The sequence below is a fragment of the Colwellia sp. Bg11-12 genome, assembly GCF_014076955.1.
Lineage (GTDB): Bacteria > Pseudomonadota > Gammaproteobacteria > Enterobacterales > Alteromonadaceae > Colwellia_A.
In genome coordinates, this window is sequence record NZ_JACGUZ010000077.1 from 17,201 (window position 1) to 37,602 (window position 20,402).

Consider the following 20,402-nt stretch of genomic DNA (forward strand, 5'->3'; position numbering starts at 1 on the left):
CAGCCTTTTTTATGCATACATTTTTATAAGTGTATTAACGCGTTATCTTAGCTCTCGTCTTAAAATTTTACCGACATTTGTTTTTGGCAATTCATCTCGAAACTCAACATGCTTAGGTACTTTATAACTGGTTAAGTTTTCTCTGCAATGTTTAATAAGATCTTTATCTGTAAGCGTTTTGTCTTTAAGAACAACAAATATTTTTACTGCTTCACCTGTTGCTTCATGTTCAATACCGATAGCAGCAACTTCTAATACACCTTCATGCATCATCACCACTTCTTCAATTTCATTTGGATAAACGTTAAAGCCTGAAACAATAATCATATCCTTTTTACGGTCAACGATTTTAAAGAAACCTTTATCGTCCATAAACGCTACATCACCTGTCGCTAACCAGCCTTCTTTAAGGATCTCAGCTGTTTCTTGTTCACGTTGATAATAGCCTTTCATAACTTGCGGGCCTTTAACCCACATTTCACCTGGTTCACCTATTTCTGCGTCACTACCGTCATCTTTGATGATACGTATATCTGTTGATGAAGCAGGCAGACCAATGTTACCACTATAACTTTTTTGGTTATAAGGACATAATGTCACTAAAGGTGCACATTCTGTTAAACCATACCCTTCTAATAAACGCGTACCCGTAACACGCTCCCACTCTTCACCTACAGAGCGTTGCACGGCCATGCCACCACCTAGTGACATTTTTAAAGCACTAAAATCAAGTTCATTAAATCCTGGTGTATTCAACAAACCATTAAATAAAGTATTAACACCTGTTATTGCTGTAAAGCGATATTTAGCGAGTTCTTTTACAAAACCTGGCATGTCTCGAGGATTAGTGATCAGCAAGTTGGTACCACCTAACGTCAAAAAAGTTAGACAGTTGGCCGTTAATGCAAAGATATGATAAAGCGGTAAAGCGGTTACAACGAGTTCTTTACCATCTTCCATTAATGGTTTTATTGCGGCTTTCGCTTGTAATAAATTGGCAATCATATTTCGATGGGTCAGCATAGCCCCTTTTGAAACGCCGGTTGTACCACCGGTATATTGCAAAAAGGCGAGATCTTCACCGCAAAGATCAACAGGCTTATACGTTTTTAGCAGGCCTTGTGAAATAACTTTGTTAAATCGAATAGGATTAGCAAGCTTAAAAGCGGGGACCATTTTTTTAACGTATTTAACAACACAATTAACAACTGCGCCTTTTACCATACCTAGTCGATCGCCTAATGACGTAAGAATGACATGTTCAACAGAGGTATTATCAATCACCTTTTCTAAGGTACTTGCGAAGTTTTCAATGATCAACATCGCTTTAGTACCAGAATCTTTCAATTGATGTTCAAGTTCACGAGCAGTGTATAGCGGGTTAACATTGACAACCGTTAAGCCAGCAAGCAAAGCACCAAATAATGCGATTGGATACTGCAAACAGTTTGGCACCATAATAGCGAACTTATCGCCTTTAACTAGCCCTAAGTCATGTTGCAGATAAGCAGCAAAAGCTTTTGATTGAATTTCTAAATCTCGGTAATTTATCTCTGCACCCATATTAATAAAGGCAGTACGTTCAGCATAAAGGTCAACGTATTTATTGAACATATCAGATAACGAGGAGTATTTATCTGCGTCAATCTCAAATGGGACACCAGGTGGGTAACTTTTTTCAAGCCAAATTTTTTGCGTTTGTTGCACTTTACGACTCCTCTATTAATAGCTTAACTTTAGACGATTATTGGTTTTATTCGATTAATATTTTTAGTTTTATTTTTTAATCGAATTCGTCATTTTATTCTATATTAATTATTTGAATTATTAAAACGGATGTTTGAATTTTCTTTTTACGTGATTACTGGTCTGATGTCTATAATTTTTGTAAGGGTTTACAGCTTTCTCTTTAATAAATAGCTAATATTAGAAAAAATCAGCTAATAAACTCTAAAATTTGTCTACTGGTCGCCTCAGGGTTTTCCATATGAAAATGATGTCCCCCCATTAGTTTATGACTGGTAAATTGACTAAACAAAGGCGCAAATTCTTTCAAACCACTTTGTACAAAAGACAAACCTTTATCACCATAAATTAATTGTACAGGAATGGAAATATCTTGAATAAATTGTTTCGCTTGTCCTAAAGTTAGACGATACGCAGAACTGTTTCTTAAACGACTATCAGAGCGCCAAATAAAACCGTTCTTTTCTTCAATGATACCTCGTTCAACAAGCAACTTTGCCTGTTCAAAACTTAAATCAGACACTTGAACCCTAGCATTAACAGCAGATTTAAGACTTGGATGAACTTTCTTCTTTTTAGATATGGATGTTATGTCTGTATTATTCTTTAAACGACTGAGCATCCCTTTACGCAAATGCTCAGTGCTTTCTTGTGCATCACTACTCATAAAGCCAATAGAATCAAGTAAGGTTAATGATTTAACTTTTTCAGGAAAAGCCGCTGAAAATGCAGAAGAGATCATACCGCCCATTGAATGAGCAACAATATCAATTTTTTTCCATTGATTTGTCTCCCACAGCAGTAACAAATCATAAACATAATCTATAAAGTGATAATGAGCATCTGCACTTCTATGAGACGACAATCCATGTCCTGGCCAATCTAATGCGATAACACGTTTACCTTTTAAGTAAGGCATTAATGGTAAAAAGCTAGCGGCGTTATCTAACCAGCCATGCAGGCAAAGCAACAACTCATCATTTTTATCGCCAAAAGCCAAACCAGCCAGGGTAAGTTCACCTAAATTAAAACTAATTTCTTCAACTTTATTTATCATAAAAAAGGTAACTGTTTATTTTTTAACTGGAGCTGAAACTTTACGCACAATTACGCTTCTAGGATAGTACGATGGACGCTGATAATGCCAGAACGAAGGGGTGTACCAAAAAGGGTTATGCGTCATACTTACATCAACTTTCTGAATGTCTTTCCATAAATGTATATACGACGATTTCAGCACAGGATACTTATATTCGTGTTCGCCAATTTTTCCTTCCTCTGAGACTGCAACACTGCCTAAAGCCGTTATACTTCGACCCTCTTTATAAATCATAGGATCAAGTAACCCTTTAAAGTAAACACGAAAACGTCCCTGTGTTTGATCACTTTGCTTAGGTCTACCTGATGATTTTAGTGGAAAGTAAACAACTTCCAGCATACTGTTGTTAGCATTATTAGTCACTTTAGCAATGACACCGCCCCAGCGAGCGAGCTTGCCCTGTTCACTATTTGTATTATCACGAACAACAGAAAAATTTGTCAGCACTGTCTCTTCAGATACCTGTAAAGCTTCTGGAACTGATGTACAACCACTCATAAATAAGGCACTTACCCACAAGGGGAACATTAATAGTAGATTACGTTTTTTCATCATATTTACCTTTTTTTAGACGTTCTTGCTAACCAAACAATACCACCAACACCAATGCTAAACCATACAACCACCCATAAAAATTCAGGTATGCCAGTGAGTTGTGACAATGCGGCACCATCACCAATATTTCGTCCATCAATCAAGTACCAAGGGCTTTTTACACTATTGAGTAAAATAAGTGCCCCTGTTAATTGTAAACTTACCTGCAAGTAACTTAATTTACTGTATTTAAACTTCAACACAACTAACGCTAATAAAACGGTGATAATGAGCAACGTTAATAAGTCTCTCGCCCAAAAAACAAGAGTTGTTAGCAACAATAAAGCAATAATACCACTCAATATTTGGGCTATTCGTTGGTGCATAGTGGCAATATAATAAATGCCCATACCCCATAATGCCGCGCCAGCATACCCCATAAAGCTAATCAAAAAACTCATACCACCACGAGTCGTACACAGCCCTGCTCCGTTCGAAAACAATTGAATTCGTACAATAGAGCCGCCGGTAAATAAAGCCGCCAAGCCATGACTGATTTCATGAAAATAGCTTTCAAGCCACTTAAAAGGAATCGAAATAATCGGAATTTGACTTAAAATCAAGGCAGCACACAATATCAGCCAAAAGCGATATTTTGTCGAGAAAGGTAACGATTGAGTATTCATATTGTATTTTTCATTATATTTGAAGATAAATTATAAAATGACAAAAAGTGATTCAGCGCGGTTGTTACGCGAGTAAATCAACACCAAACACCTGCTTAATACTCTCACGTTGAGCAATATTGTCTATTGAAGAGTATGCCGCAATTGCCGTTTGGTTTTGTTTTGATGGGGAGTCATAGCTCGCTTGGCTAACATTCTTATCAGCATTTTGCGGGTTACTTTGACTTGAAAAAGCATTATTACTTTGTAAAGATGTTCGAGGTGAACTTTGGTTGAGCTGTGCTTGTTGGTTTTCGAATTGGGCTTGTTCAACTAGAGCAAGTGCTTGCTCATCAATATCAAAACGCTCAACTTGGGCTGCTTGTTTGCTTTGCTCTTGCGTTTGTTGCGCACTTTGCTTATTACTTTTTTCTACTTGCTCAGTGCTTTGCTGCGTTTCTTGTACACGAAAACGGTCACGTTGCTCAGCAACCTGATTTTGGTTATCAACCGACAAAGATCCGCTTGATTGGGGCGTGTACGAACTTGCACTATTTATTTGCATTCTTTAAATTTACCAAAGTTTTGTGAAATCACAAAACTTTTTGTGTTTTTCTTAAAATAAAATCAATTATCTACCTGGCAGTTTTTTCCATGAAACGGTATCACGTACATAAACAGGCTGCGCATTTTCAGCACTTACCGCCATTCCTTTTGAAAAGTAGTACTGACCAATATCTAACAATTCTTCCGCATGAGGAAAAATTATTTCTGGCGTTCCAGCATTAATTTTTAAGGCTTCAAGTTGTGTTTTATAAGCGTCCCACCCTGTACCAACACCATAAACTTGTTGATTTTCAGTTAAACAGCCACTCAAATACTCCGCTAATTTGGCAGGGGGTAACACCGTATCATTAAGGGCAGCTTCCATAATACCTTGTGCATTTAACTGATAATAACCTGCATAAACTTCTGACATACGGGCATCAATAGTCGCAATGACCTCAACTTGTTGATGCAATCTATAAGCCTTTTGCGCCATCGCTTGTAACGTTGACACGCCAACAACTTTTAAGTCTGCCGCAAAAGCTAAACCTTGTGCAACGCCAACGCCAATTCGTACCCCTGTAAAACTTCCGGGTCCTTGTCCAAAAATAAGCCCATCTAATTGCGCTAATTTTATATCTGCTTTTTTAAGTAAGCGGTCAATCATCGGCAGTAAGAGTAAGCTGTGTGATTGTGGGGCTAACTCAAACTCACTGATCGTTTGGTTATTAAAGGTTAATGCGACTGAACATGCTTCAGTTGAAGCGTCTATTGCCAAAAAATTCAAATTATTCTCTCTAAAATGTGTCGTTATTGCTTTTTAAATTATCTGTTATTTCGATAACGTGGTCAAAAATCGGCTTGCTTGCTCAATATCTCGACTGCGTTTCATCGTTGGTAAGCTTTTTAAAAAGACTTCACCATAAGGTCGATTCACTAGCCTATCGTCGCATATTACCATGACGCCTTGGTCGGTAACATCTCGAATTAAACGACCAACGCCCTGTTTTAATGCTATAACAGCTTGCGGTAATTGAATTTCAGCAAAAGGATCGCCACCACGACGTCGAACATCCTCACAACGCGCCTGCAACATGGGGTCATCAGGCGAAGCGAACGGTAATTTATCAATGATCACACAAGTTAATTTGTCGCCTCGCACATCAACGCCTTCCCAGAAACTTGCCGTTGCCAATAAAATCGCTTGCGGATTATCGATAAAAGCAGCTAATAAAAGTCCTTTACTCATTCGCCCCTGCACTAATAAGGGGGATTCAATCTTTTCGGCTAAAATATCAGCCACTTGATTTAACATTCTATAGCTCGTGAACAATAAGAAACAAGCGCCCTGACTTGCCAAAATTAAAGGTATTGCTAATTCAGCTAATGCTAATGCTCGACCATGGTGCTGAGCATCAGGTAAGTAACGTGGCACCACGAGTTGTGACTGCGCTTGATAATCAAACGGACTATCAACAAGTAACGTTGCCGCTTTAGTTTTGGCTAAATTCAACCCTAATTGCTGAGAAAAATGATCAAAGCCACCATTTACTGCTAAAGTGGCTGAAGTAAACACCCAACCCGCCTCTGATTTAGCAATATAGTCACTAAATTTGTCAGCAACACTTAAAGGCGTTAAGTGTAAGACCACATGCCGACGAGTCGTTTCATACCAAAAACTCATACCATCTATATCAACATTCGCCATAATGTCGTATTTAGCAAGTATATCTACCGCACGCTCATAACAATTATCAATGGCTTCATTACGTGAAATACATAATTTAATCACTTGATACAGAAAATCGAGATCAGTTTTTAATGCAGCAAATGCCTGTTCAAATCTTGGTTGACGATATTTTTCTCGCCAATTGCCTCGTTCGGGATCATGGTAAAATAACAACCTAAACTCTTGTGCAGCCTTTTGACATTTCTCCGCCGCTTTTCCGAGTTGCTTCACATCAGTCAATGTTGTTTTATATATTTGAATAACATCAGAGCATAAATCAAGCACTTGCTTAGTAGAAAAAGCTTCACCAAAGTATTCACTAGCAATATCAGGAATTTGATGAGCTTCATCAAAAATGACCACATCAGCCTTGGGAATAAGTTCACCAAAACCGGTATCTTTTAGCGCCATATCAGCAAAAAACAAATGGTGATTAACCACCAACACATCAGCGTCAATGGCTTTTTTACGTGCTTGAACTAAATAACAGTCGTCAAAATTAGGGCAATCTTTTGCCAAACAATTATCGGTGGTACTGGTAACAAAAGGAAATATGCCGGAGTCTTCGGCTACATCAACTATTTCACCAATATCTCCGCTACGGGTCGATGTTGCCCATGAACGAATTTTAACAAAATCTGTCAGCATTGCTGCATCCAATTGCCCTCGCTCTTTTACATAGAGTTCAAGGCGATAAATACACAGGTAATTTGCTCGCCCTTTTAACAAGGCAATTTGCACATTAGTCGCCATGGCATTACGAATAAGCGGAATATCTTTATGAAACAATTGCTCTTGTAAGTTTTTCGTCCCCGTAGAAACAATCACTTTTTTTTCTGAAAGCAATGAAGGTATCAAATAAGCAAAGGTTTTGCCGGTCCCCGTACCTGCTTCAACAATTAAGCAACTTTTATGTTCAATGGCACGTTCAACATCTATCGCCATATCAATTTGAGCCTGCCTCGGAGAATAGCCGGTAAGCACTTTAGCGAGAATACCTGAGGATGAAAATGCTTGTTCAACGAGTGTCATGAAAAATACTACTAATAAATATTGTCGCCAGTATAAAGAATAAAAAGCCAGAGAGAAATACACATTACATTAATGTGGTCTGTGTTTGTTAGAAACTTTAAACAAAAAGATCTAAATGATGGATGTCCTCATCAAGTTCATCATGTTTTTTGACAGGGTGAATGAGTTCTTCTTTGTGCGTGATCACTCCTGCAACGTCATCTCCACGATTGTCGGCAATATCGTCTTCAACTTCTAAGATACTTTCTGGGTGCTGGTTTTTATTTTTGTGGTCTTGTTTTTTTTCTGAATTTTCTTTAGAAAAGTCAGCATAGTTTTCATGACTTTCAATATGATCGGGGTCATCCGTCAACTTATTAATTGAAGGTTCTTTAGCTAAAGCTTTTACACGTAAGCGTTCTGGTTTAATTTGCACCTGTACAACACGTGTTAATACAGTGGTAAAAATATCCATTAATCGTTTAACCTTTTATTAACCTGTTAGTTTAAGTATCGACCATTTTTTACAATTCTTTATAACCTTATGCGATTATTTTATAAGAACAAGCTATTTATTACTTGCTCATTATAAAAATAATCAGTACTGTAAATATCTATTAAAAAATAAGCTTAACGAAATGAATCTTTCGTTAAATTATTTACCATATTAACAGTACAAGTTAAGTAACTTGTTAGTAAATAAAAACAGACAACGAGTACAATATGAACATTAACCTAAGCACATTACATCGCCATCATCACCATATCGATTAGCCGCTCAGGTTCATTCGCTGAGGGGTATTGACCTTTCGGCGAGTTATATAACTCAGATCTAACCCCCGAAAGAGTCTATCTCTCTCGGGGGTTTTTCGCATTTTATAGGCCTTGAAATTGTATATACACGTACCACAATTTTGGTCAAAGATTTTATTAAAGGAAATACAAACATGACAACAGAAACTCGCTTACGCATCGCTATGCAAAAATCAGGTCGTTTAAGTGACGACACTCAAGCTTTACTCAAACGTTGTGGTTTAACGCTCAATGTTACTGACCGACGCTTGTTAGCACATGTTGCTAATATGCCTATCGATATAATGCGCGTTCGTAGCTCTGACATTCCAGGTTTAGTTATGGACGGGGTTTGTGATTTAGGTATTGTCGGTGACAACACCTTAGAAGAAGCCGCGTTAGAACGCGAACTCATGGGTCAAAAGTCTCAATATATTCGTACTTCACCCCTTAACTTTGGTGGCTGTCGTTTATCGATTGCGATGCCTGAAGGTTTTGATTACCAAGGCATCAAAAGTTTGGACGGTTTGCGTTTTGCAACCACTTACCCGCAGCTACTTAATCGTTATGCAAAAGACAAAGGTATCAATGTTGAATTTTGTTTATTAAAAGGCTCCGTCGAAGTTGCACCTCGTGTTGGTTTGTCTGACGGTATATGTGACTTAGTCTCAACCGGCGCAACATTAGAAGCTAATGGTTTGGTTGAAGTTGAACAGATTTTTAAATCTAAAGCATCTCTTATTCAAACAGCTAATCCTTTGTGTAGTGAAAAGCAAAGTATTCTCGATACACTACTACCACGTATTCAAGGGGTCATAAAAGCAAAAGAAAGCAAGTACATTATGTTACATGCACCAAAAGACAAAATAGCTGAAGTAAGTGCCCTTATGCCAGGTAAAGAAACACCAACAATTTTGCCTTTGGCCGGTCGAGATGATTTAGTTGCGGTACATGTCGTTGCGACAGAAACTTTCTTTTGGGAAACCATGGAAAAGCTTAATGCACTAGGCTGTAACTCTATATTGGTTATGCCAATTGAAAAAATGATGGGTTAATGCTCATCATCTTCACGACAAGTAAAGTATAAAGGTTAGGATTAAGGTAATGGAAAATAAAATGATCGATTGGCAAGCATTATCAAAACGTGAGCAGCAATCAGCGCTAGCTCGACCAGAGATAAATGAAAGCGGCTTACTTTCGCAGCAAGTTGAAAACATATTAAATAACGTGAAACGAAATGGCGACAAAGCGCTTTATGAATTAACGGAGAAATTTGATGGTGTAAAGCTGACAACATTAACCGTTACTGATGAACAAATAACAACAGCACGAGCAGCATTGTCGGCTAAAAGATTAAAAGCCATTGAAACCGCCTATGGGCAAATCAAGCGTTTTCATCAAGCACAATTATCTGAAGATATTACCGTAGAAACTGCACCTGGTGTACGTTGTACGTTGAAAACGGAAGCAATAGAAAGCGTTGGTTTATATATTCCTGCCGGTTCTGCTCCATTGCCTTCAACGGTATTAATGCTTGGTGTTCCATCGCAGCTAGCAAAATGTCCACGTACGGTTTTAGTTTGTCCTCCTGACATTAACGGTAAACTTGCTGACGAAATTCTTGTTGCCGCAAAATTATGTGAAATTGATGAAATTTATACGGTCGGTGGCGCACATGGTTGTGCAGCAATGGCTTTTGGCACTGAGACAATAAAACCAGTTAACAAAATATTTGGTCCTGGCAATAAATATGTTACCGAAGCGAAAAAGCAGCTGGCTCAGCAAATAAATGGTTTTGCTATTGATATGCCTGCAGGCCCTTCTGAAGTTTTAGTTATTGCTGATGCAAACGCAAAAGCAAGCTTTATCGCTGCTGACTTGCTCTCTCAAGCGGAGCACGGTCCTGATAGCCAAGTTATTTTATTATCTGACAGCGCTGAATTAATTGCTAACGTTCAACGTGAGTTATTAACTCAGGTAGCCGTACTGTCTCGCCAAAAAATAGCAGAACAAGCGCTCACTCAAAGTCGATTAATTTTAGTTGATAATTTATCAACAGCGGTTGAGGTCTCTAACCGTTATGCGCCTGAGCACTTAATCATTCAAACTGATAATGCCCAAGAATTATTAAAAACTTTACGCAATGCTGGTTCAATATTTGTTGGTGAATATACCCCAGAGTCTGCAGGTGATTACGCCAGTGGTACCAATCATGTCTTACCCACTTACGGTTATTCAAAGGTCATTTCTAGTTTATCACTAGCTGATTTTTCCCGACGATTTACAGTACAAGAAATCACTAAACAAGGCTTGATGAATATTGCCGAATGCATAACTGAGCTAACGGATGCTGAAGGTTTAGATGGTCACAAACGAGCCGTAACGATCAGGTTAGAGGAATAATTATGTCAACAATAGCCGATAAACTTGCCCGCGAAGAACTTGTTGATATGGTGCCCTATCAATCAGCAAGACGACTGTATGCAAGTGGCAGTGACTCATCTTCGACAACAAGTCATAAGATTTGGCTTAATGCCAATGAAGCCTCTGGACCCGGAATATATACTTTAAATAGTAGCTGTATTAACCGTTATCCAGATTTTCAACCTGATAATTTAATCAAAGCTTATAGTGAATATTCAGGGGTAATGCCAACCAGTATTCTTGCTACTCGCGGTGCTGATGAAGGTATTGAACTTATCATACGTACCTTTAGTAAAGCTTATCAAGACAGCATTTTAATCTGTCCGCCGACCTACGGTATGTATGCGATTAGCGCTGAGAATCACGGTGCAGGTATTACGCGCGTACCATTAGTTGATAACCAACTTGATATTGAAGCAATGAAAGCTCAAGTGGGTAAAGTAAAAGTGGTTTTTTTGTGCTCACCCGGCAACCCAACAGGTAATGTATTAACAACCGACTCGATTCGTGCAGCACTTGAGATGTTTGGTGACACCGCGATTGTTGTTGTTGACGAAGCTTATATTGAATTTAGCCCTGAAAAGAGCACGGCGAATTGGTTAAAAGATTACCCACAGTTGGTTATACTAAGAACGTTATCGAAAGCCTTTGCACTCGCAGGCCTACGATGTGGCTTTACCTTAGCTAACGCAGATATTATAACAATGCTCAGCAAGGTTATTGCTCCTTACCCAATATCAGCGCCCGTAGCTGATATTGCAAGCTCCGCATTGGCAAAAAAAGGGCTTGAACAAGTGAGTATCCGTGTTCAAGAAACCGTAATTTTACGTACCCAATTATCCGATTGGCTGAAAGGCCAAGACTGGTGTGTTAACGTTTTTAATAGTGATGCTAACTTCATTTTATTTCGCGCCGTAGATACAGATACCAAAAACTTTATTTTCGATTGCCTTAAACAACAAGGTATTTTAATTCGCGACCAATCAGCGCAACAGCAATTAGCCGATTGCTTACGTATTAGTATTGGTAGTGAACGTGAGCTATCGCTACTAAAAAATACGATCGCCAATGCCTTTTCACAAGTTAAATCAGAGACCTAAAAATGCTCAATACAAAAAAACAAAACATATTATTTATCGACAGAGATGGTACTTTAATTGAAGAGCCAGTTTCTGATAAGCAAGTAGATACCCTTGAGAAATTAGTTTTTGAACCTAACGTCATCCCTGTCTTATTAGCACTGCAAAAAAAGGGCTTTCGTTTAGTCATGGTGTCAAACCAAGATGGTTTAGGAACGATTAGTTATCCACAAGCCGACTTTGATTTACCCCACAACAAGATGATGGATATATTTTCATCACAAGGCGTTATATTTGATGATGTATTGCTTTGCCCACATTTTGACAATGAAAATTGCAGTTGTCGTAAACCGAAACTTGGCTTAGTAAGTGATTACTTACAGCAAGGTAAAGTAAACTTCGAAAATTCTTTTGTCATTGGCGATCGTGAAACCGATATACAACTTGCTGCTAACATGGGTATTGAGGGAATAAAATATAACAGAGAAAACTTAAATTGGTTGGCAATCTCAGCACAATTATTGAACCAACAACAACGTGAAGCTAAAGTTGTTCGTACCACCAAAGAAACCAATATTAATGTTAGCGTTAATTTAGATAAAGTCGGCATCGTAAAAATTAATACCGGCTTAGGCTTTTTCGATCACATGCTTGAGCAAATCGCTGCTCATGGTGGTTTTTCATTAGACGTTAGCGTCGATGGTGATTATCACATTGATGAACATCATAGTGTTGAAGATACCGCTCTAGCACTTGGTCAAGCACTGAGAAAAGCATTAGGTGACAAACGCGGCATTGGTCGTTTTGGTTTTGTACTACCGATGGATGAATGTCGCGCTGAATGCTCTATCGATTTATCAGGTCGTCCGTGGCTTGAATTTGATGCTGACTTTACAGATAACAGAGTAGGCAATATGTCAACGCAAATGGTTTCACACTTTTTCCGTTCACTTGCAGACTCGATGGCAATTACCCTGCACCTTTCAACAACCGAAGGTAACTGTCATCACCAAGTAGAAAGTTTATTTAAGGTGTTTGGCCGAGCATTACGCCAGGCAATTACGGTAAGTGGCGATGTACTCCCTAGCACTAAAGGTACTCTGTGATGTCTGCTGAAAAAGCAACCATGAACGTTATTGTTGATACTGGCTGCGCCAACTTATCATCAGTAAAATTCGCGGTTGAACGGTTAGGTTTTCAAGTCATCATTACTGATGATATTGAGACGATTAAAAAAGCTAAAAAAGTGATACTGCCAGGTGTTGGCACCGCAAAACATGCGATGGCAAACATTAGAGCTAAGGGGTTAGTAGAAACATTACAAAACTTAACTCAACCTGTTTTAGGTTTTTGTTTAGGCATGCAGTTAATGTGTAATTCATCATTGGAAAGCAGTGAGGGTGAAAAAGTTGAATGTTTAGGTATTATAAACACCGATATTGTCCCCTTGAATGCTAAAAACAATAGACTGCCCCATATGGGCTGGAACACGCTAACCTCTGTGACTGATCACCCAGTATTTAATGGGATTAATATCGGCGACTATTTTTATTTTGTCCATAGTTTTGCTGCACCAATAAGTGAATATACCGCTGCAGCTTGTAAATATGGCAGTGAATTTTCAGCAGCCATCACAAAAAATAACTTTATTGGTTGTCAATTTCATCCTGAGCGTTCAAGTGAATTAGGCAGTAAAATTATTAAGAATTTTTTAGAGCTCGACTCAACAGAGATACTGACATCATGATGATACCCGCAATAGATTTAATAAACGGCGAAGTAGTCCGGTTATTTCAGGGCGACTACAACCAAAAGACCAACTACCAATACACGGTGCAAGAGCGTCAGCAAGCGTATGCTAAATCAGGCGCAACCGTGATGCACTTTGTTGATTTAGATGGCGCAAAAGATTCCACTAAACGTCAACTTGAAACCTTAAAAACCGTTGTAAAACACCCAACCATGACCATACAAGTGGGCGGAGGTATACGCTGCGAAGAAGACGTAAAACAACTATTAGCACTTGGTGCCGACCGTGTGGTTATTGGTAGCTTAGCGATTAAGCAACCTGAACTCGTTACTCAATGGGTAACGACCTATGGCAGTGAAAAAATTGTCTTAGCCCTTGATATTAAAATTGATGCCAACGGTAATAAAACACTGCCCACCCATGGCTGGATTGAAGACAGTGGCGTTAATTTAGAAGACTTGCTTGCCCAATACCAAAATGCAGGCATTAAACACGTGCTCTGCACTGATATCAGTAAAGACGGGACATTAACAGGAACCAATGTTGATTTATATCGAGAGGTTTGCGCAAAATATCCAGATATTCAGTGGCAAGCTTCAGGTGGTATTGGCAGTCTTGAAGACATAAAAGCACTGATTCCAACCGGTGTTAGTGGTGTTATTCTAGGCCGCTCATTACTCGAAGGTAAATTCACACTTGAAGAGGCTATTGCATGTTGGCCAAATGCTAAGGGTAAAGTCTAATGTTAGCAAAAAGAATTATACCTTGTCTTGATGTTCGCGATGGCAAGGTCGTTAAAGGTATTCAATTTCGAAATCATGAAATAATAGGTGATATTGTTCCTCTTGCGCAAAAATATGCACAAGCAGGTGCTGATGAATTAGTTTTTTATGATATCACTGCAAGCGCTGATGATAGAGTCGTTGATAAGAGTTGGGTTAGCAGAATAGCAGAAGTTATCGATATCCCTTTTTGTGTTGCTGGTGGTATAAAAACAGAGCAAGATGCAAAAGAAATATTAATGATGGGCGCAGATAAAATATCGATAAACTCCCCTGCTTTACGAGACCCTGACTTGATCACCCGCTTAGCTGATGTATTTGGTCAACAATGCATTGTTGTTGGTATTGACAGTTTTTATGATAAAGAAACCGGTTTGTATCAAGTTTATCAGTTTACTGGTGATGAAAACCGTACTCAACAAACGAAATGGACAACGTTTGATTGGATCAAAGAAGTGCAACAACGTGGGGCCGGTGAAATTGTTCTAAATTGCATGAACCAAGATGGTGTTCGTCAAGGGTATGATATTGAGCAATTGCAAAAAGCACGCGCTGTGTGCAATGTTCCCTTAATAGCTTCGGGGGGAGCGGGCGAAATATCACATTTTTCTGACGTTTTTAAACAAGCCGATGTAGATGGTGCATTAGCGGCGAGTGTTTTCCATAAAGGTATCATTGAAATGAACGAATTAAAACAAACGTTGAAAAGTCAAAATATAGAGATCAGATTATGTTAGTTAACCTAGAGAATATCAACGAATTAGCTTGGGCTAAAATGGCTGATTTAATACCGGCAATTATTCAGCATCAAGATACGGGGGCCGTGCTAATGCAAGGATATATGAATATTGAATCCCTTGAAAAAACATTAACCACAGGCAAAGCCACTTTTTTTAGTCGTTCAAAGCAAGCGCTTTGGGTAAAAGGTGAAACGTCAGGAAACTTTCTGAATGTTAGCCAGGTTTTGACAGATTGTGATAACGACAGTTTGTTAATTGCTTGTCGGCCTATCGGTCCTAGTTGCCATCTGGGTACAGAGTCTTGTTTCCCTGAACAAAAATTAAGCCAACAAAACTTTCTGAGCGAATTAGAACAAGTCATTGCCAGTAGAAAAGGGCAAGACCCGGCAACAAGTTATACCGCTCATTTATTTTCTCGTGGCACAACCAAGATAGCTCAGAAAGTGGGTGAAGAAGGTGTTGAGGTTGCACTCGCGGCTGTTGCAGAGACAAAAAATGATTTACTCGGAGAATGTGCAGATTTGTTTTATCACACGCTCGTTTTACTTCAAGATAAGAATATTGATATGTCAGAGGTCATGGCTGTGTTGCAAAAGCGCCATAACAAATAGATAAACGAATAGCGGGGCTGCTTATAAAGACTCATAGGCAGCTCATTTTTTATAAACCCTGATAAAATCAAGGTTTTAAATGCACAATAGTACAGTTAACTAAACCGCCAACTTCTCTGCATCCCTTATTTTATATAGTATAAACATCAGTTAATCGTTAAAACTATTGACATTTATATAGAACAGCGTATATTTTTGCACCAGAAAATGGATGATAAAAAACAGCTAAGGAATAGCAATGTTTAAATACTGGTCAATAAAAAGTTACGGCACAAAACTTCTTCCAACCCTTAAAAGAAATTTTGGCTGCAAAGAATACTACACCGCTTCTGAAGTGCGTACGACAGTATTTCAAAACAACTTTTCTCCAAAATACTTACCTTTAGGCTACATACTCTTTCTTAATGATATTTCATTAAAAGAGACGATGTACATTGAGTTTCCTCAAGTAAATATTAGTGAATATCGTAAAGACATTTCCAATTACTTAACAAGCAAAAGTTATCATGGTTATTTACAAGTGCTTCATCACTAAGCATATAGGTTATTAACTTTACCTGTATCACAAATCATGAAAAAATAGCCTTTTTTCTCATGGTAATAGGTAAGGTTAATGACTATAGCTTGGCAAGTAAAACATTTTAAAGATCTCAATATTGATGAACTATACGAAATATTAAAACTGCGTATTGATGTCTTTGTTGTTGAGCAAACTTGTTTTTATCCTGATATAGATAATATTGACCGACATAAAGATACTGTCCACCTATTTTGTTATCTAGAAGGTAATATTGCAGGCTATTTACGTATTTTAGCCAAAGGTCAAAGTTACGATAATTATATTGCAATTGGTAGAGTTATTGTGGCAGCACAAGCGAGAGGCACAGGTTTGGGTCATCAACTAATGACTAAAGCTTTAACCGTTTGTCAACAGTACTTTCCTGATCAGAAAATAAAAATATCAGCACAAGAACACCTGGAAAATTTTTATAATAAACATGGCTTTGAACGTATATCAAAAATGTATTTAGAAGATAATATTCCGCACATTGCCATGTTATTAAAGACGGTTAACTGATAAATAAACGTATATTTTCAACCGCTAAAATAAGTATAACGATAAATAGTGAGACCATGCCTATTTGCCGCTGTTTTGAAAGTCCTGTTGTTTTTGATAGTCCTATAGCATGTAATATTCGGCCAATAAATAAAGTAGCACCTAGAAGATGTAACGCTATAGGATTTGCTCCATTGACTTCGTATATTCCTAACATTAATAACGCTAAAGGAATAAATTCAGCGAAATTACCATGCACACGAATAGCTTGTGCTAATGCTTGATGACCACCATCACCAATCCCTGTTTTAAACTGTAAACGTAACCGGATAATATTCATGGCTAAACCAACAAATAAAAGTGCCAACAAACTCGTATAAAGACCGGTTATAGATAAACTGACTACCATTGTATTTCTTCTTATATTTATAAATGAGATATTATAGTTTACGTTCTAAAATGTATTTTGATAGAGTAAAAAACTAAAAACATACATTTTGCGACATATAAAATAAAAAAGTTCGCCGAAGCGAACTTTATATTAATTATTTTATGACGAGTAAAGATTATCAATAAACTTATTTCGCTTAACTTAGTTCATCAGCAATTAAGGCACTTACTTCTTCAACAGGTTTAGTACCGTCAATAGTCAAGTATGAGCATGCACCGGCTTTCGCTTCACTTTGATAATACGCCACTAATGGTTTAGTTTGTTCGTGATAAATACCTAAACGTTTACGAACAGTAGCTTCTTCATCATCAGGTCGAATAGACAAGCTTTCACCCGTATCGTCATCCTTACCTTCAACTTTAGGTGGATTATAGACTAAGTGATAAACACGACCAGAACCAGCATGAACACGACGACCACTCATGCGGTCGACAATAACTTCATCTGGCACATCAAATTCAATAACACTATCAACTGATACACTATTATCTTTCATGGCATCAGCTTGTGGAATGGTTCTAGGAAAACCATCAAGTAAGAAACCTGCTTTACAGTCATCTTGTGCAATGCGTTCTTTTACTAAACCAATGATTAAGTCATCAGAAACTAATTGCCCAGCATCCATAACCGCTTTAGCTTTTTTACCAAGTCCTGTACCTGCTTTAATTGCAGCACGTAGCATATCGCCCGTAGAAATTTGTGGAATACCAAATTTAGCCATCAGAAATTGTGCTTGAGTGCCTTTGCCAGCGCCCGGAGCACCTAATAAAATAATGCGCATAAAATATTGCCTTATATGTTTAATATACTAATTGGGCTGTTGTACTTGTGTACAACATACCGCTAATATAACAGCCAAATGAGTATTTTTTTGAATGTGCAACACTATACAAGTTCAGTTGTAGTCAAACAAGTAGCATTACCGCTCTATCATCAAAAAAGACCGTTAAAAGACATTTTTTATACTAAAGTCTATGCCTTTTCGGCTCTGTTAATTAGCTACACCAACATAAATCACATAAATATAATAACCAAATGTTATACTGATGTCATATTACATCCCCCTCTCCCCAAGAATTCTAAATAATGAGAGCTATTGTGCATTGACCTATTAAGCGTTCAAAAAATCAATCGAGTAACGCTCATTAATCCTCGTTATCAGGACAACAATCCGATAATAAACACATATTTGTTAGTGGCTATTTATTGACCACTCAACCTTTTACCAAAAGAAATAGCATAAGCGGGTGATCGCATTCTTAATACGGGATCTGCGCTTGGTGTAAAGCCTGCAGACATCATATTAGGATCAAAGTTAATATTTTTACACGCATCACCACCACTCGCATTAACGGTTACAGTACCAAGTGCTACTTGAGGACGTTCACTCGGCCACTGTTGTGAGGGATCAATATCACTGTCTTCGGCTTCGCCTAAGCTTGCCATAATAGTAAAACGAACCGTTTCATCTTTAAGTTGTTGCGCAAAAGTATCAGCTAAAAACTCATTTGGCATCTTAGCTGCTTCTGCTTTTTCGAGTGTTTTGACACCTAAGCTTGGCTGAATATCCCAACGAAATTTAGTTTTCTGTCCATTGGGTTGATCAAAGTAGAAAGTGTGCAAACCAAAAAATGGAGTATTGGCAAATGACGCAGTTGTTTTAGCCGTTTTATTCCACATTACGTTAGCTTGAACACTCGGATTCTGCTGAATAAATGCCACTGTTTTAGCCGGATCTGGCTTTCCGTTTTCATCAGGAAGAAGTGTCGATAAAAATCCATAAAAAGTTTCAGGGTCTTTGCCAGCAAACACAGGGAAATTGTTACCTGTAAAAGTATGTAAAGCGCCATTAGGTAATTTTATTTGCATGCCCATGCCCCGAGTGCCTGGGGATTTTTCATCACTGTTTGGGTTAGCCCCCCCTAATGAAAAGCGCATTGACACCGGCAGTTCACCATTTGATAGTAGCGCAGCTCCTGAGAAGTGCTTATTAGGTGCAGGCATAAAAGTGCCCGAGGCACATAAACCTTTAGCATGTGCCTTTCTAAAGCCGGGATGTTTTCCTCCTAGCTTTTCGAACATTTCAACTAAATCATTTGCTTCAATTTTCTTTTCATTTGCTACAGCATTCGACGTTGTAGCCGTGCCAGTAATGAGAAGAAAAGCGGTTATACTTGAGGTGATAATATTATGCTTCATTTATATTCCTTAGTCTTATTGTTATATAGATAGCTAAAATTACGAAACTTTATAACCTTAAGATCATAATATTACCTACAATGATAGCAAAAGATATTCGCAATACACACATTCTCCCACATAGTTTATACCTGTTTAGGTAAATAACTATGAGGCAAATACAGCCCTCCATTTGTAGAATTTTAAAATTGATCTGTTAACGTAAACTTAAGTGCTATGATTAACAAAACCTTAACTTAATATGAACCAGAGAAGGCTCCCTTTATATGAATGTAACGAAAAGCCTTGTCGTTGTTGTGTTTTTTTACATTTTTAGTGTTTTCATCACTCATGCTATCGAAAAAGAGGCCATTAATGTCTATGTGTATCACCTAAAACCTCCATTTATTACTCACTTAAAAAAGGAACAAGGGCTTTATTATGATTTTTCTACTTATTTAAATAGTAAGAGTGATAAGTATCGTTTTAAAACCGTGTTTATTCCTCGCAAGCGCATCGACCACATGATTGTGCAAAACACATTAAATGGCATATTACTGGGCGTAAATCCTATTTGGTTTAAGGATAAGGAAGAAAATAAATACCTGTGGACTTCAGATGTTTTCATTGACCAAGATGAAGTTATCTCTCTAACAGATAACCCTATTGAATATAGCAATCCATCCTCATTAAAAAACCTTGTATTTGGCGGAGTTAGAGGGTTTTATTATTATGGTATAAATGAGTTGGTCGCTAAAAATGAAATAAATCGCATTGATACAATCAGCGAGCAGGCATTAATTAACATGCTGATAAGTAAAAGGATTGATAGTACAATAATCAGTCAGTCTACGTTTAATTATATTACCAGACAAAGTAAAAACCGCGACCTCTTTCATGTATCACTTAATCCTCACGATAAGTATGCAAGAAAAGTCATGGTATTACATAAAAACCAAGCCGTTTTTGAAGATATTGAACCGATTATTCAAAAAATGAATAATAATGAAGTCTGGTCTAAAATATTATTACGCTATACCCAAGAGTAGGCTTAGGGATTGGTTGTTACCTTTTCTTCAGGATGATTTACTTTGCTTAATATCCTTCATAATCATCAGAAAAACATCCCTTTTCGTGTCTAAGTCATTTACTAGGAAATATGTTTTTACTGCCCTTGCATTAGCTAAAGTATTACATGAAGACTTTAT

General features: G+C 37.8%; 22 protein-coding genes. 11 read left to right on the forward strand and 11 right to left on the reverse strand.

Features of this window, described 5'->3' with window-relative positions:
- Nucleotides 1-42: 42 nt before the first annotated feature.
- The 8 genes from fadD to H4J39_RS14000 all read right to left on the reverse strand — a co-directional run bounded on the left by fadD (nt 43) and on the right by H4J39_RS14000 (nt 7,805).
- A complete protein-coding gene (gene fadD / locus H4J39_RS13965; RefSeq protein ID WP_182229028.1) occupies nt 43-1,707 on the reverse strand; it encodes a long-chain-fatty-acid--CoA ligase FadD in 1,665 nt (554 codons plus the stop codon).
- 229 nt (nt 1,708-1,936) lie between these two features.
- Nucleotides 1,937-2,803: an alpha/beta fold hydrolase gene (locus H4J39_RS13970; RefSeq protein ID WP_182229029.1), complete on the reverse strand. Its 867-nt coding sequence runs from the start codon at nt 2,801-2,803 to the stop codon at nt 1,937-1,939.
- A gap of 15 nt (nt 2,804-2,818) precedes the next feature.
- Nucleotides 2,819-3,397 (reverse strand): Slp family lipoprotein, encoded by a 579-nt coding sequence (locus H4J39_RS13975; protein ID WP_182229030.1) that lies wholly within the window; start codon nt 3,395-3,397, stop codon nt 2,819-2,821.
- Nucleotides 3,398-3,402: 5 nt separating this feature from the next.
- Nucleotides 3,403-4,065 (reverse strand): M50 family metallopeptidase, encoded by a 663-nt coding sequence (locus H4J39_RS13980; RefSeq protein ID WP_182229031.1) that lies wholly within the window; start codon nt 4,063-4,065, stop codon nt 3,403-3,405.
- 64 nt (nt 4,066-4,129) lie between these two features.
- Nucleotides 4,130-4,609 (reverse strand): hypothetical protein, encoded by a 480-nt coding sequence (locus H4J39_RS13985; protein WP_182229032.1) that lies wholly within the window; start codon nt 4,607-4,609, stop codon nt 4,130-4,132.
- Nucleotides 4,610-4,675: 66 nt separating this feature from the next.
- Nucleotides 4,676-5,377, reverse strand: a complete 702-nt coding sequence (tsaB, locus tag H4J39_RS13990) for a tRNA (adenosine(37)-N6)-threonylcarbamoyltransferase complex dimerization subunit type 1 TsaB (RefSeq protein ID WP_182229033.1) — start codon at nt 5,375-5,377, stop codon at nt 4,676-4,678.
- Nucleotides 5,378-5,422: 45 nt separating this feature from the next.
- A complete protein-coding gene (locus tag H4J39_RS13995; protein ID WP_182229034.1) occupies nt 5,423-7,351 on the reverse strand; it encodes an ATP-dependent DNA helicase in 1,929 nt (642 codons plus the stop codon).
- Between the two features lie 97 nt (nt 7,352-7,448).
- Complete coding sequence (locus H4J39_RS14000) at nt 7,449-7,805, reverse strand: hypothetical protein (protein ID WP_182229035.1); 357 nt, start codon at nt 7,803-7,805, stop codon at nt 7,449-7,451.
- 472 nt (nt 7,806-8,277) lie between these two features.
- Between H4J39_RS14000 and hisG the strand changes: the two genes are divergently transcribed.
- The 10 genes from hisG to H4J39_RS14050 all read left to right on the forward strand — a co-directional run bounded on the left by hisG (nt 8,278) and on the right by H4J39_RS14050 (nt 16,586).
- Nucleotides 8,278-9,177: an ATP phosphoribosyltransferase gene (gene hisG / locus H4J39_RS14005; RefSeq protein WP_182229036.1), complete on the forward strand. Its 900-nt coding sequence runs from the start codon at nt 8,278-8,280 to the stop codon at nt 9,175-9,177.
- A 49-nt stretch (nt 9,178-9,226) separates the two neighbouring features.
- Nucleotides 9,227-10,525: a histidinol dehydrogenase gene (hisD, locus tag H4J39_RS14010; RefSeq protein WP_182178454.1), complete on the forward strand. Its 1,299-nt coding sequence runs from the start codon at nt 9,227-9,229 to the stop codon at nt 10,523-10,525.
- Nucleotides 10,526-10,527: 2 nt separating this feature from the next.
- Complete coding sequence (hisC, locus tag H4J39_RS14015) at nt 10,528-11,646, forward strand: histidinol-phosphate transaminase (protein WP_182229037.1); 1,119 nt, start codon at nt 10,528-10,530, stop codon at nt 11,644-11,646.
- 2 nt (nt 11,647-11,648) lie between these two features.
- Nucleotides 11,649-12,731 carry a bifunctional histidinol-phosphatase/imidazoleglycerol-phosphate dehydratase HisB gene (gene hisB, locus H4J39_RS14020; RefSeq protein ID WP_182229038.1) on the forward strand — a complete coding sequence of 361 codons (1,083 nt, stop codon included), beginning with the start codon at nt 11,649-11,651 and terminating at the stop codon, nt 12,729-12,731.
- A complete protein-coding gene (gene hisH / locus H4J39_RS14025; RefSeq protein ID WP_182229039.1) occupies nt 12,731-13,372 on the forward strand; it encodes an imidazole glycerol phosphate synthase subunit HisH in 642 nt (213 codons plus the stop codon). Before hisB ends, hisH begins: the two co-directional genes overlap by 1 nt.
- Nucleotides 13,369-14,118 carry a 1-(5-phosphoribosyl)-5-[(5-phosphoribosylamino)methylideneamino]imidazole-4-carboxamide isomerase gene (gene hisA / locus H4J39_RS14030; protein WP_182229040.1) on the forward strand — a complete coding sequence of 250 codons (750 nt, stop codon included), beginning with the start codon at nt 13,369-13,371 and terminating at the stop codon, nt 14,116-14,118. Before hisH ends, hisA begins: the two co-directional genes overlap by 4 nt.
- Nucleotides 14,118-14,894: an imidazole glycerol phosphate synthase subunit HisF gene (gene hisF, locus H4J39_RS14035; RefSeq protein ID WP_182229041.1), complete on the forward strand. Its 777-nt coding sequence runs from the start codon at nt 14,118-14,120 to the stop codon at nt 14,892-14,894. The genes hisA and hisF overlap by 1 nt, the downstream gene beginning before the upstream one ends.
- Nucleotides 14,888-15,508 carry a bifunctional phosphoribosyl-AMP cyclohydrolase/phosphoribosyl-ATP diphosphatase HisIE gene (hisIE, locus tag H4J39_RS14040; RefSeq protein WP_182229042.1) on the forward strand — a complete coding sequence of 207 codons (621 nt, stop codon included), beginning with the start codon at nt 14,888-14,890 and terminating at the stop codon, nt 15,506-15,508. Before hisF ends, hisIE begins: the two co-directional genes overlap by 7 nt.
- A gap of 238 nt (nt 15,509-15,746) precedes the next feature.
- Nucleotides 15,747-16,043: a DUF6559 family protein gene (locus H4J39_RS14045; RefSeq protein WP_182229043.1), complete on the forward strand. Its 297-nt coding sequence runs from the start codon at nt 15,747-15,749 to the stop codon at nt 16,041-16,043.
- A 78-nt stretch (nt 16,044-16,121) separates the two neighbouring features.
- A complete protein-coding gene (locus tag H4J39_RS14050; protein WP_182229044.1) occupies nt 16,122-16,586 on the forward strand; it encodes a GNAT family N-acetyltransferase in 465 nt (154 codons plus the stop codon).
- On the opposite strand, the gene H4J39_RS14055 is transcribed toward H4J39_RS14050, so the two are convergent.
- The 3 genes from H4J39_RS14055 to H4J39_RS14065 all read right to left on the reverse strand — a co-directional run bounded on the left by H4J39_RS14055 (nt 16,579) and on the right by H4J39_RS14065 (nt 19,215).
- Nucleotides 16,579-16,974, reverse strand: a complete 396-nt coding sequence (locus H4J39_RS14055) for an MAPEG family protein (RefSeq protein ID WP_182229045.1) — start codon at nt 16,972-16,974, stop codon at nt 16,579-16,581. The genes H4J39_RS14050 and H4J39_RS14055 overlap by 8 nt on opposite strands.
- A 178-nt stretch (nt 16,975-17,152) precedes the next feature.
- Complete coding sequence (gene adk, locus H4J39_RS14060; protein ID WP_182178428.1) at nt 17,153-17,797, reverse strand: adenylate kinase; 645 nt, start codon at nt 17,795-17,797, stop codon at nt 17,153-17,155.
- Between the two features lie 422 nt (nt 17,798-18,219).
- Nucleotides 18,220-19,215 carry a catalase family peroxidase gene (locus H4J39_RS14065; protein ID WP_182229046.1) on the reverse strand — a complete coding sequence of 332 codons (996 nt, stop codon included), beginning with the start codon at nt 19,213-19,215 and terminating at the stop codon, nt 18,220-18,222.
- A 266-nt stretch (nt 19,216-19,481) separates the two neighbouring features.
- Between H4J39_RS14065 and H4J39_RS14070 the strand changes: the two genes are divergently transcribed.
- Entirely contained in the window at nt 19,482-20,243 is a 762-nt protein-coding gene (locus H4J39_RS14070; protein WP_182229047.1) for a transporter substrate-binding domain-containing protein, read from the forward strand.
- The last annotated feature ends 159 nt before the right edge of the window (nt 20,244-20,402 follow it).